Here is a 12,915-nt window from a genome sequence, read left to right as displayed (position 1 = left end):
TACATGGTTTTCAGTAAAAAGTTACAGTAAAAATTTGTTATTTCTCTTTAACTTAAAAATATAAGCTTAGAAATATAAGTTTAGAGTTAGAACGAAAGCTAAAGCCCAGATTTTAAGCTTGCTTCAATAAATCGATCTAAGTCACCGTCGAGTACGGCTTGTGTATTTCTGTTTTCAACGCCGGTGCGCAAATCTTTTATTCGAGAATCATCCAATACATAAGATCGGATTTGGCTTCCCCAACCGATATCAGATTTGGCATCTTCGTTTGCTTGCTTCTCAGCATTTTGCTTATGAAGTTCCAATTCAAACAGTTTTGCACGCAACTGCTTCATCGCTTGATCTTTGTTTTTATGCTGTGAACGATCGTTTTGACACTGAACCACGGTGTTAGTGGGTAAGTGAGTAATACGCACCGCCGATTCCGTAGTGTTTACGTGCTGACCACCGGCACCAGATGCTCGGTATACATCAATGCGCAACTCTGCTGGGTTAATGTCGATCGCAATATTTTCATCCACCTCAGGATAAATAAAAGCAGAAGCAAACGAGGTATGTCGACGGCCGCCCGAATCAAATGGAGATTTACGCACAAGACGGTGAACACCGGTTTCGGTTCGTAACCAGCCATAGGCGTAATCACCAGCAATTCGTATTGTCGCCGATTTCAATCCAGCCACATCACCATCTGAGACTTCAATCACTTCAGTTTTAAAGCCTTTCGATTCTGCCCAACGCAGATACATTCTGAGTAGCATTGACGTCCAATCTTGCGCTTCAGTACCACCAGAGCCTGCTTGAAGGTCGATATAGCAATCAGATTCATCATGATCGCCCGAGAACATGCGGCGAAATTCCAACTTCTCTAATTTCGCTTCCAACTCAGATAATTCAGGATCGATTTCATCGAACGTTTCTTGATCTTCTGCTTCAACAGCGAGTTCAAGTAACCCGTCAACATCATCGACACCTTGATCGAGCTGATCAATGGTTTCAACCACCGCTTCTAAGGCTGAACGCTCTTTGCCTAACGCTTGAGCACGTTCAGGTTCGTTCCACACATCGGATTGTTCTAGTTCAGCAGTGACTTCTTCTAAACGCTCTTTCTTGGCGTCATAGTCAAAGGTACCCCCTCAGGATATCTGTACGTTCAGATACGTCCTGTAGGCGGTTTTTTATAGGATTGATTTCAAACATCGTTGCACATTACTTTCGCATAGAATTTAACCGCAGAATTCTACTGAAAAATGTGATGAAGATACAGGAAAAAATGGAAAATTGGCCATTACTCTACAACAAATAGATTTCGCTCAGTTTTGTCCACAAAACCAAGTACCATAAAGTCGTTTTTAAATGCCATTATTCAGACGTTCAGAGGCTTATGACTATTCTTCATGATGAGAAAACCTTTCACTTCAAGCAGTTTGTTATTGCGCAAAAAGGTTGTGGAATGCCAGTGAGCACCGATGGGATTTTACTAGGAGCTTGGTTCGATGTGGAAAGCGCACAGCGTCTACTTGATATTGGTACCGGTACTGGGCTACTGGCACTGATGGCAGCACAGCGTTTTCCAGAAATCAGCATCGATGCCATCGAAATCGACTCAACAGCTTGTAAGATTGCGCAACACAATATTGATAATTCAAACTGGGCTCAGCGTATTTCAGTTCTGCAACGTGATCTTTTATCTTTTACCAGTACCGCCAATTATGATGCGATTGTGTGTAACCCGCCCTATTTTACTAACGGTGAAAGTGCGCAAAGCATAGAAAGAGCAACCGCCCGCCACACTCTTCACTTCACTCATGAAACGCTACTGAAATGTTGCTATCAATTACTTTCTGCAAAGGGCAAAGCCAGTTTTATTCTGCCGATAATCGAAGGAAATAACATGATTGAGCATGCTAAGCAGGCAGGATGGCACCTCAGCCGTTATTGTGAAATACAAACTACCCCAAGAAAACCAACCTCGAGAGTACTATTCGAATTAACTAAGAAAAAGTCATCGTCTGTAGAGCAAAGAAATCTGATTATTCAGCAAGATGGTCACTACAGTGTGGAATTTATTAAGCTAACCAAGGCATTTTACCTTAAGATGTAATCAATTAGTGATGTGATTCCTACTAGGATGCCTCTATAATACTCGCCCTCAATTTTGCCATAATAATTGTCGTCACTCGGAGAACAGACAGTGATTAAAACTTTTGCCGACTTAGAACTAGACCCTAATTTGCTCCAAGCAATAGATGCGATGGGCTATTCTCGTCCAACTGCAATTCAAGAAGGTGTGGTTCCTCATGCGCTTGATGGTCGAGATGTATTAGCTTGTGCGCCTACTGGGACAGGGAAAACGGCTGCGTTTGTTCTTCCTGCATTGCAATTCTTACAAGATTTTCCACGCCGCCAACCAGGCCCAGCAAGGATTTTAATTCTCACTCCGACACGTGAACTTGCCATGCAGGTTGCCGATCAAGCGCGAGAGTTAGCCAAAAATACACACCTGCATATTTTTACGATTACAGGTGGCGTTCAATACCAAGAGCACGCAGATATTTTGGCAACCACTCAAGACATTGTTGTTGCGACACCAGGTCGATTAATGGAGTACATTGAGGCTGAACGTTTCGATTGTCGTGCGATTGAATGGTTAATTCTTGATGAAGCCGATCGAATGCTTGATATGGGTTTTGCCCCTGTCGTCGACCGATTAGCCGCTGAATGTCGTTGGCGCAAACAAACACTCCTATTCTCAGCAACCCTTGAAGGACGTGGTGTCGAAGGCTTTACTAGCGAACTACTGAAAGAGCCTGTTGAAGTCAATGTAGAGCCACCTCGTCGAGAACGTAAAAAGATCTCTCAGTGGTATCACCGATGCGATGATATGCCACATAAGTTAACCCTTCTAAAAACGATCTTAACGGATCAGGCCGAGCGAGCCATTGTCTTTGTGAAAACGCGTGATCGTTTGGCTGATCTTCGCTCGGAACTCGAAAGAGCCAATATTCCTTGTGCATGGATTCAAGGGGAAATGCCTCAAGATCGACGCAATAATGCCATCAGTCGCTTTCGCGATGGTACGGTTAATATTTTGCTTGCCACCGATGTAGCCGCACGTGGTATCGATATCCCAGACATCAGTCATGTGATTAACTTCGATCTTCCTCGTACTGCTGATGTATTTCTTCACCGCGTGGGTAGAACTGCGCGTGCCGGCAAAAAAGGCATCGCAATTTCTTTGGTCGAAGCACACGATCAGGCAATGATGGAACGTATTTGTCGTTACACTAAAGAAGAAATTAAAGAGCGGTTTGTTAATGGTTTGCGTCCACAACATAAAAAACCGATCGTAAAGAAGAAAAAGAAAAAAGAGCCTGCTAAAAAAAGCGTGAAGAAAAAAGTGAAGAAGAAAAAATAACGCTTTTAGTCTGTAAATAAAAACAAAAGGGGACACTGCTACCAGTGTCCCCTTTTTTATTTCTCTCAATAGACGACTAGTGCTCTCGTGTTGCACGGAACTCAACGTCAGGAAAACGTTCTTTCGAGAGATTTAAATTCACCATTGTTGGAGCGATATAGGTTAAATTGTCTCCACCATCAAGGGCAAGGTTTGACTCACATTTACGTTTAAATTCTTCAAATTTCTTAACGTCAGTGCTATCAACCCAACGCGCGGTCGCGACACTCACACCTTCGTAAATGGCTTCCACGTTATACTCTGATTTCAAACGTGCCACCACCACATCAAACTGAAGCACACCGACAGCACCGACAATAAGATCGTTATTTTGAAGCGGACGGAAAACTTGAACCGCCCCCTCTTCAGAAAGCTGAACAAGCCCCTTTAACAACTGCTTTTGTTTTAGTGGATCACGCAAACGAATCCGACGAAACAGTTCTGGTGCGAAGTTAGGAATTCCCGAGAACTTAAGTGCTTCACCGACAGAAAAAGTATCACCAATTTGAATCGTACCGTGGTTGTGTAAACCGATAATATCACCGGCATAAGCATGCTCAGCACGCGAACGATCACCAGCCATAAAGGTGACGGCATCAGAAATACTGACCTGCTTACCAATACGTACATGATTCATCTTCATACCCTGAGTATAAGTTCCTGAAACTATTCGCATAAAGGCGATGCGGTCTCGGTGTTTCGGATCCATATTGGCTTGAATCTTAAACACAAAACCAGAAAAGCTATCTTCCGTTGCAACAACTTCACGCTCATTGGCTTGACGAGGCATCGGTGCCGGAGCCCACTCCGTTAATCCATCCAACATATGATCAACACCAAAGTTACCTAATGCTGTACCGAAGTAGACGGGGGTTAATTCACCTTCAAGGAAAAGTTCTTTATCGAAATCATTCGATGCACCCATCACAAGCTCAAGTTCATCACGCAATTGTGCGGCCAGCTCATCGCCTATTTCTTTATCTAAATCTGGATTATCAAGCCCTTTAACAATGCGCTCTTCTTGAATCGTCGAACCTTGACCTGTTGAGTAAAGAATCGTCTCATCACGATGAATATGATAAACCCCTTTAAACTCTTTCCCGCATCCGATAGGCCAGGTGATCGGCGCACAAAGAATGTTTAACTCATTCTCTACTTCATCAAGTAATTCCATTGGGTCGCGAATATCACGGTCGAGCTTATTCATGAACGTAATGATAGGAGTATCACGCAAACGAGTGACTTCCATTAATTTACGCGTACGATCCTCTACCCCTTTTGCGGCGTCGATAACCATAAGGCAGGAGTCAACAGCGGTTAACGTACGGTAGGTATCTTCCGAGAAATCTTCGTGTCCAGGAGTATCAAGCAAGTTCACCAAGCATTCGTTATATGGAAACTGCATCACTGACGTAGTAATCGAAATACCACGTTCTTTTTCCATATCCATCCAGTCAGATTTTGCGTGCTGCTTAGAACCACGGCCTTTTACAGTACCCGCTTGCTGAATCGCGCGACCAAAAAGCAGAACCTTCTCGGTAATCGTCGTTTTACCCGCATCAGGGTGAGAAATGATGGCGAACGTACGTCGCGTAGACACCTCGTGTAAAAGTTCTGCATTTGACATTAATTGAGTCTTCTCTGTTAAGGACAGATCGGATACCGAATTCCTCGTAATCATACGAACGGAACGAGGATTCGGTATCCAATCTAAATAAATTAGAAAAATTGGGCGCTATTTTCGCTTATCTTGATCGTTGACACAATCAAAACTTGGAAGGATGAATATAAATCAAAGATAATGGAACGAGAAAGGGAAGCAGGAAAAAAACCCGCACTCAACTCAAGTACGGGTTTTATTAATAACTAGAAATGTTTAACTTCGAAGAAGTAGGTCTCACCACTACTATCATCAACGCCATCATTATCGGTTACAGCATAGGCTTTACCTGCTGCGTCAATCGTAAAACCTTCTAATTTGTCAACGACAGGTCCATGAGTCGCGCTTAATTCTGGAAGGAAATCATGCGCCAAAGTCTTAGTTATCACGGGTAATGAATCACCAATGGCGGCTGGAGTCATCTCGTTAAGTGCGACTTTGTAGAGACGTTTAACCCCAGCATTGTCCGCCATCTGATTATCTCGTTCCAAAATATACGCATAATCACCATGTATCGTAATTTCCGATAAACCTATCCAACCCGTTTTAGGGGATTCTAAAGGATAACTGACCGCTCCCCACGATTGCGTGTTGATGTTATAGGCCAACAATTTTACATGATTTTTCGCATCATCTTTCCAAGAACGTTGAACCGCGACCCATAAAGTATCGTTATGAAGTGCGATGCCTTCCGCTCCGAAGCGAACTTGGTGCTTCAACAATTCAGAAGGAAAGTCGACACGTTGATCAATCTCACCATCAGAATCAACATGATAAACAGCATGAGGAACGTCTTTCTTTTCATTTCCTTCAGATGCCAACCAAAAACCACCATTAGGATCGGAAACAATCCCTTCAAGATCAAGTTTTTCAGCGGGCTTTCCATTGCGTGTAACCTTCATTGCTGAAGTGATCTGCGCTGGAGTTGTTGATGCATCAATCGTAAAAATTCGCGGTTGATTATGATAAAAACTGTCGCTTACAGCATAGAGTTTTGCTGGCGTTTTTACATCGGCCGCTAAGCCAGAAAGTGCCCCCCAACCAATATAGTGGCCGTGCTCATCGTGCTGAGATTCAATTTGTGGGTAACTTGCAGGCTTATCTTGCAATTGATATAGCATAATATGTGAACGCAACCCGCCATCTTCGATCAAGTCACCTTCATTTGCTGTTGCAACTAAACCACGTTCGGGAATAGCAATCGCCGACTCAGGAGCAATTCCCGATGGTAACATTTGAACCAAAACCGGTTCTGCACCTGTATCTCGATACACCGCAGCAATCGAACCACGCTCTGAAAGCACGAAAATATACGTTTGACCTTTAAACGATGCAACTTCTAATCCTTCAGGTTCAGCACCTTTTTTCCCAGAGCGTTTATCAGGATAATGCCCTACTCGCACAACTTGTTGTTCAAAACTCGATCCACTTTCAAACAGCACTTCTCCTTGCTTATTGAAAATAGTAAAACCTCGAGCGCCGCCTTTATAGTCACCTTCATTTGCAATCACAAATCGGTCACTGTCTAACCATTTAACTGAATCTGGTTCACGAGCGACATTCTTAAGAGAACCGGTAAAATCCAAAGCACCATCTTTCTTAATATCAATATCGGTTAAATCAACCGTTCCCGCTGAAAAGTGGTTTATCACTTCACCTGAATTAGCATCAATAATGGCAATATGATTGTTTTCTTGTAGGGTTAATACGATTTGATTATCGTCGTTAAACGCAACAAACTCCGGTTCAGGATCAGACGCCCCTACAGATGCAAACCCAGTAAGCTCAACTCTTTTGCTGTTTTCACAATCAAGCATATTTCCTTTTGTCGGGATAATCGTCATAAAACCAGCAGGTAACTGAGGTAGTTCGCCGTCGTTAAGATCTTCATCTCGTTCATTCTCAATAGCAACAGCAATATAACGACCATCTTTAGAAATAGCGACCGAGTCAGGCTGGCCATTTAAATCACAACGACCTGTCAACGTACGACTTGAAATATTCCCCATTGCGAGAAAACCCGATGGCTCGATATAGCTTGTTGACGTATTAACGCCAGCCACAAACCAATCAGTATACGCAGTGACGGAAGTAGGCTCACCATCAAGGGCTAAAAACCCTAAAGCGCTTGGTGCTGCAGGATCTTCAATATCGACAAAACCAACGCCGCCTAGAGGGCTATCAGAATAGATAAGCGTATTACCATCGCCACTTGCCGCAATTATCTCAGCAGACGTCTCATGTTTATTGCTAATATTATTTGGAAGGTTTTCTGCAACAGGGAAGCTTGCGATTCGATTAAATGACTCAGCGAACACGGAAGATGAGCACGCAGCCAATGCACACGCTATTACCGTGGGTTTAAATAAAGAAGTTGCCATATCAGTACCATATCAATGTGGCCAAAGTTATGGTTTGAAATAGTAGTCGAGCACTATGACAATAACGTGTGGATTTAATTGCGGTTTAGTGACATACAACTTAACAGTGTGAGGAACTGACACTTGCAATCAGTATTCCTCCCACCGTAATAACTAACCTAGCTTTCTTAACCAAGAGTCAGCGGCTTTATCAATGTTAGAGAAAGCTTGGCGAAACGAAGCTTCTCCTTTTCGATATGGATCATCAATAGTACTCAATCCAATCCAGTGACCAAATAAGAAAGCTTTTGAGCGAGCAGTAGGAAACTTATCGCATAATACTTCTATCTGATTTCTCTCCATCGCAAGGATCAAATCAACATCATCGATCATATCGAAGGTAACTTGTCTTGCACGATGAGCACTAAGGTCATAACCAAGATCACGTGCCACCTCAATTGCCAACGGATCGGCAGGAGATCTCTCTAACCCACTCTTCTTCGTCGCAACTCCAGCTGAAGATACAACCTTATTAGGCAGTAGATGCTTTAACTTCTCTTCTCCATAAGGAGAACGACAAATATTACCGGTACAAATAACTAAAATTCGGTCAAACAACAGCTTGTCTCCGTAGAGTTTGAAGTGTGTCTCTCATTAACATTATCAAACGCCACAAGAGTCCATGAAATAAATATCATTAAAAGTAAGAAGAATCATTTTAAATACTTTTATTCATGTAGGCAAAGTTTCTATCACATAGAATAGACAAATACTGAGTATCAGTAATAAAAAAATAGCCGCTAATCAATAGCGGCTACTTTTTAGCAATTTAATTGAGCGATTAACTCTAAAAAAATTCGCTTAGAAACTTACGTTCATACCAACAACGTAACCTGTTTCGGCATCATCTTGGTCAGTAAAACCAACTTCCGCATAAGTGCTAACGTTGTCTGTGAAGTAGTAAGTTGCATTAACATAAACATCGTTAATTGCGTCATCTAAATCATCACGGTCAACAAGAGCCCAACCTGCAGAGTAAGCCAAGAACTCACCTGGATCATAAACCGCCGCCAATCCAAAAATGGTCCCATCTATATCATCACCAACAGCTTGCTCTGTTGTCGAAATACCATAAGTTGCCGCAAGTTCAATATCACCACGCGTGTAACTTGCTTCTAAGATATATGCATTTGATGATAGGTCACCAGTTTCTGCTTGAGCACCAAATAGCGTAAAGTCAGCATCACCTGAACGTAAACCAATCTTACCATCTACTTGATAATCGTCATCAACACCGCCTTTCTGCAAGATATACGCAACTGATGCGTACATTGTTTCTCCGCCATCGTAAGAATACTTAACGACTTGGTCACCACCAGTCGCGATACTACCATTCGCGATGTTAGAGCTAAAGCCAAAGTCATAATCACTACCGATACCAGCATCATCAAATACAGTAGATTGATCACCAATTGATAATGTAGAAGAATCATTTGCAACTAAATAAACATACAAATCACTAACTTCGAAACCTGTGTCTCCAGTACCATCAATCTCATAATAAGCACCAGCAACAAGAGCTTCAGAAGCTTCATAGCTAAAATCAGCGCTGATAGTAGAACTCTCGAGATTTAATTCAGCGTCACTGTCTTCTGCTTGACCCTTAATATATTTAACATCAGCCTCACCAGAAATTTCCAGAGCTAGGCCATCCGATGCATAAATTTCAGCTGCATTAACAGAACCGATAGTCGATAACAGAGCCACTGCAATTAACGTTTTTTTCATTTTTTTGTCCCTATATATTCTATTAGCCAGATAATGCTTGGCTGATCAAATAGCAATTTAATAAAAATGACACTATGGAAAAGCATAGCACCTAATTTGATGATCAAATATGAAGCTATTGAGCAAAATAACATTAAAGTTAAACCGCTCTCTTTAATTTAAGACTAAATTAGATAACGTACAAATAATTACAACAAGTGTTACATCGTCTTATTATGAGTTCCTCTCAACAATAAGACAAAGCATATTCTAAGGTTCTACTTTATTATTTTTAACAACAGGAAGCGAACTACTTGCGCCAGCCAATACTAAAATCATGATAAACATCACTGCATTTGCTGGAGGCTGAAGATTAAAGTCAACAGTAATGTGGATAAGCATACCCACGATTGCCATCAAAGCACCTAACGCTGTACCTTTAAGAGTTTTACTGTTTCGCTTACGTATTGCTTTTAAGCTAAGCCAAATAGCCCAAAGGACCGCAGAACCTAGAACTAGAGTTGCAGGCACTCCAGCTTCAACAATAAACTGAATATAGTCATTATGAGCAAAGTCATAGTAACCAATATTGTAATGCGAATAGCTAGGAAAAGTCGAATAAAAACTCCCCATCCCAGTCCCCGTTACTGGATAATCTTTAATAATATCCATACTCCACTCAACAACTTGGTCGCGGGTTTCTGCTTGTGCAGATGTCGCCTCTAAACGATCTTTGACTTTCGATAAACCAAATACTGTCCCCACCACCAATGTATCGATCGCAATTAACGATATGATCATCACTGTTAAGGCGCGTGGGCGATTTTTATAGAAAATCATGGCGATGATGCCACCAATCACCGTCACCGAGAAAAAAGCACTGTTACCCATTCGAGAGCGGGTCATAACTAAAGCGATGACCATAACAACCAAACAAAGACGTACAATCATTTTTGTAGACATCATCGCACTGGTCCAGCGTTTCAAGCGAACATTCCAAGAACCTGATGGAGTCTGATGAAGTTGCGATATAATCAAGCCCGTTCCAATACAGAGCGACATCATCAAATAGTTAGCGAAATGGTTATGATATACAAACGTTCCGTTAGCTCGGTTGCCCTGCTCTAAACCAAATATCCAACTAATCTTAGCATGGAGTAATACTTCTAACGCACCATAAAAGGCTTGGAAAGTACCTGAAATAACAATGGTATAGAGAACAAGTTTGATACGTGATATTGAATTCACCAAAATCACTGCATTCAATGCGAACAGAGTATAAGCTACGCCTTTCAACAACCCTGATAGGGTTGCGTATCGGTCAAGGGAAATAGTAAAAGAAGTACTGCCAACTAACTGATATACCTCGCTCGCATTAGGTGAAATAATTGCCAATAAGCCAGAAGGAATCGGAATTATTTGCAATAACACCCACACTTGAAACAGAGCCAATGGAATCAACAGCCATAGATAACGCTTTACTCTTTTCCAAGGAAAATGCTCACGATAGCTATATAGAGTGAGCAAGGTAATAACAGCAATCCAACTTTCAAATAACGACCAAGCCCAAGGGCGATGACTCGCCAAAGGAAGCGGTAGAAAAACCAACAGAGCCAGAAGATTATAAAAGCAAAAACGTTCAGTACGAGACATACATTCCTAATTAATAAATAAACAAATTAAAAAATAAAAGCCCAAAACAGTTATAACCATTTTGGGCTTTGTATATCATTAGGCTAAGACAGTATCGTCATTAGTTTCCTGAAATACCACTACCTGAAGTAGAACGAAGACGACGAGTCGTCGTTGTACCAGCAGCTGCAGCGTCTGTTAAGGTAGTTGGATCTGCTCCTGCCAAGACCGCTGCTGTAACAACGTCATCAACACTTGCACCAGCAGCAACAGCTGCAGCGACAATATCACCAGCAGATTCAGGCGCTACTGTAACAGCAGAAGCAACAATAGCATCCGTTGCTTCAGGAGCGATAGCAATAGCTGCTTGAACCGCTTCTTCAGCACTTGCAGGGTCTGCTGTGATAACACTAGCAACAATATCAGACATCGCTTCAGAACAATCAGAAGCGCCTGCGCCAATACCTAGATTGACACATTGACCAAAGATTGAAGCAACTTGTTCTGCAGCACTTGATCCTGATTGTGCTGCTACAGCTTGATCAACGATCGCTTGCTGAGCATCAGTAATAGCATAAGCTGGTGCAGCGGAGATAGCTAACGCGGCAACAACACCTAGAGATAACGATTTAAGTTTCATAGAGTTCCCTCATATATTAAACATTGAATACACTAGCTGGCGTTAGCAGGCCAATAAGTTATTCGACTAATATCACGTATTCTAGTGGATCTATGTACTCGGATCCAATTTAATTTTAACGGTTTCATGACATTCTCACAAACAAGAAATGTAACCGCCCCTATAATAAGATCATCTTTTTTATCAGATGACTAAGTTGATATAAATATCAACTACCTTATTATTTTGTTAGCCATAGCCGTCGAATCAGGATGCAAACTGCTGCTCCGACCACTATCCCAGCATAATTAACGGCTAGATCTGATAATGAAAACGCTCGTCTCGGCAAATAATATTGACTCAATTCATCTAGCGTCACCGCGCATAACAATACTAAAGTCGGCCATCCAATAAACATCACTCGACGCTTAGAGGAAGGCATCACTAAAACCGATAAAAAACTCAATCCACTGGCGATTAAAAAGTGAAGGTGCTTATCCCCTCCTAATCGCCACTCTAAATGTGAAATCTGTTCAGCTAATATTCCCAATGATTTAAACAATGACACCAAACCGCACAATCCAGCCACCGCCACAAACAACCATATACGATTTACCGCTGGGTAAACCTCAGTTCCATTCGCTTTACATCGGTGGTTCTCTTGCATTCGTTCAGGCCTCACTTTTTGCGACATGACCTTAAGTCTAGACCAACAAAAGTTGCTACGCTGCAAAGTTTTTCTTTTTCCGATGACTCCGAAACCAAGCCATTGATTTCATATCGGTTAATCCCATATTTCGAATGTTCAGAGAAATATCCAATAGCTAACAGTTTCTGTTCATTATTCAATTCCTGCCAATTAGCAAATAAAAGATCGATACCGGTATTTGCAGTCAACGTCTGATATGGACCAAAATATTGCGCTAATTCAAGGCGTTGCTGAACCAATTCAAAAGGTTGATTTTGATAAGTTAAAACGTACGCCTCTTCGGCATAAGTTGCGGAATAAAGTGGACGTATATGGCTTGCTGTGCGATAAACCTCTCTGGCTCGAGTCAGTGCAGTTTCAGCATCTTCTCCGTCCCAGTAATTGGTCGTAGCAATGTAACCCAGTAATGCAAGTACATCAGGGTTTGCCGAATTCATATCTAAAATATCATCAGCAAGGCGATTTACCGTATCACGCTGCTCTTGGGCTTTATCTTCAAAGTCAGGACTTTGTATATCGGCATTGAGCATAAATTCTGCGTAGTGATCAACTTCGTTCTCGAGTCCAATTTGAAAAAGCGAGCTAACCCCGAAATGCATCGATAAGTAGAGCAAAGCAAGTGAAATGACAATCAGCGGTGACTGTCGCAAAGCCGATTTTAATGTTGCACTATTTATTGTCACAATCCATCACCTTGATTACGCTTTATTAGCT

The 12,915-nt window shown here is 41.9% G+C and carries 11 protein-coding genes; 2 read left to right on the top strand and 9 right to left on the bottom strand.

Annotated elements, in window-relative coordinates:
- Positions 1 to 98: 98 nt before the first annotated feature.
- Positions 99 to 1,197 (bottom strand): peptide chain release factor 2 gene (prfB, locus tag ACXJY6_RS14805; protein ID WP_456052023.1). Its coding sequence is split into 2 segments (ribosomal slippage): positions 99 to 1,121 and positions 1,123 to 1,197, totalling 1,098 coding nucleotides; the frame shifts between segments, so codons are not numbered across the junction.
- A gap of 184 nt (positions 1,198 to 1,381) precedes the next feature.
- Between prfB and ACXJY6_RS14800 the strand changes: the two genes are divergently transcribed.
- Both ACXJY6_RS14800 and srmB read left to right on the top strand, forming a co-directional pair.
- A complete protein-coding gene (locus ACXJY6_RS14800) occupies positions 1,382 to 2,101 on the top strand; it encodes a tRNA1(Val) (adenine(37)-N6)-methyltransferase (RefSeq protein ID WP_458768797.1) in 720 nt (239 codons plus the stop codon).
- Between the two features lie 90 nt (positions 2,102 to 2,191).
- Entirely contained in the window at positions 2,192 to 3,415 is a 1,224-nt protein-coding gene (gene srmB, locus ACXJY6_RS14795; protein ID WP_456052025.1) for an ATP-dependent RNA helicase SrmB, read from the top strand.
- A 76-nt stretch (positions 3,416 to 3,491) separates the two neighbouring features.
- Here the strand turns inward: srmB and prfC are convergent, their stop codons facing one another.
- The 8 genes from prfC to ACXJY6_RS14755 form a co-directional block, all read right to left on the bottom strand.
- The gene (gene prfC, locus ACXJY6_RS14790) at positions 3,492 to 5,081 is read right to left on the bottom strand and encodes a peptide chain release factor 3 (protein ID WP_456052026.1); all 1,590 of its coding nucleotides are present in this window, start codon (positions 5,079 to 5,081) and stop codon (positions 3,492 to 3,494) included.
- Positions 5,082 to 5,320: 239 nt separating this feature from the next.
- Positions 5,321 to 7,495 carry an esterase-like activity of phytase family protein gene (locus ACXJY6_RS14785; RefSeq protein ID WP_458768796.1) on the bottom strand — a complete coding sequence of 725 codons (2,175 nt, stop codon included), beginning with the start codon at positions 7,493 to 7,495 and terminating at the stop codon, positions 5,321 to 5,323.
- A 153-nt stretch (positions 7,496 to 7,648) separates the two neighbouring features.
- Positions 7,649 to 8,092: a low molecular weight protein-tyrosine-phosphatase gene (locus ACXJY6_RS14780; protein ID WP_458768795.1), complete on the bottom strand. Its 444-nt coding sequence runs from the start codon at positions 8,090 to 8,092 to the stop codon at positions 7,649 to 7,651.
- 243 nt (positions 8,093 to 8,335) lie between these two features.
- Positions 8,336 to 9,262, bottom strand: a complete 927-nt coding sequence (locus tag ACXJY6_RS14775; RefSeq protein ID WP_458768794.1) for a porin — start codon at positions 9,260 to 9,262, stop codon at positions 8,336 to 8,338.
- Positions 9,263 to 9,511: 249 nt separating this feature from the next.
- Positions 9,512 to 10,894: an O-antigen ligase family protein gene (locus tag ACXJY6_RS14770; RefSeq protein WP_458768793.1), complete on the bottom strand. Its 1,383-nt coding sequence runs from the start codon at positions 10,892 to 10,894 to the stop codon at positions 9,512 to 9,514.
- Between the two features lie 100 nt (positions 10,895 to 10,994).
- Positions 10,995 to 11,513: a hypothetical protein gene (locus ACXJY6_RS14765; protein ID WP_458768792.1), complete on the bottom strand. Its 519-nt coding sequence runs from the start codon at positions 11,511 to 11,513 to the stop codon at positions 10,995 to 10,997.
- A gap of 220 nt (positions 11,514 to 11,733) precedes the next feature.
- The gene (locus ACXJY6_RS14760) at positions 11,734 to 12,159 is read right to left on the bottom strand and encodes a VanZ family protein (RefSeq protein ID WP_458768791.1); all 426 of its coding nucleotides are present in this window, start codon (positions 12,157 to 12,159) and stop codon (positions 11,734 to 11,736) included.
- An 11-nt stretch (positions 12,160 to 12,170) separates the two neighbouring features.
- Complete coding sequence (locus tag ACXJY6_RS14755) at positions 12,171 to 12,884, bottom strand: hypothetical protein (protein ID WP_458768790.1); 714 nt, start codon at positions 12,882 to 12,884, stop codon at positions 12,171 to 12,173.
- Positions 12,885 to 12,915 lie beyond the last annotated feature (31 nt).

It is taken from the genome of Vibrio phycocola (genome assembly GCF_054404255.1).
Note: the sequence above shows the minus strand (reverse complement) of the source record. Positions and strands in the feature narration are given on the sequence as shown.

Coding starts and splice junctions, on each gene's coding strand:
- ACXJY6_RS14800 (WP_458768797.1), top strand. CDS start 1,382: ATGACTATTCTTCATGATGAGAAAACCTTTCACTTCAAGCAGTTTGTT.
- prfC (WP_456052026.1), bottom strand. CDS start 5,081: ATGTCAAATGCAGAACTTTTACACGAGGTGTCTACGCGACGTACGTTC.
- ACXJY6_RS14785 (WP_458768796.1), bottom strand. CDS start 7,495: ATGGCAACTTCTTTATTTAAACCCACGGTAATAGCGTGTGCATTGGCT.
- ACXJY6_RS14775 (WP_458768794.1), bottom strand. CDS start 9,262: ATGAAAAAAACGTTAATTGCAGTGGCTCTGTTATCGACTATCGGTTCT.
- ACXJY6_RS14770 (WP_458768793.1), bottom strand. CDS start 10,894: ATGTCTCGTACTGAACGTTTTTGCTTTTATAATCTTCTGGCTCTGTTG.
- ACXJY6_RS14765 (WP_458768792.1), bottom strand. CDS start 11,513: ATGAAACTTAAATCGTTATCTCTAGGTGTTGTTGCCGCGTTAGCTATC.
- ACXJY6_RS14760 (WP_458768791.1), bottom strand. CDS start 12,159: ATGCAAGAGAACCACCGATGTAAAGCGAATGGAACTGAGGTTTACCCA.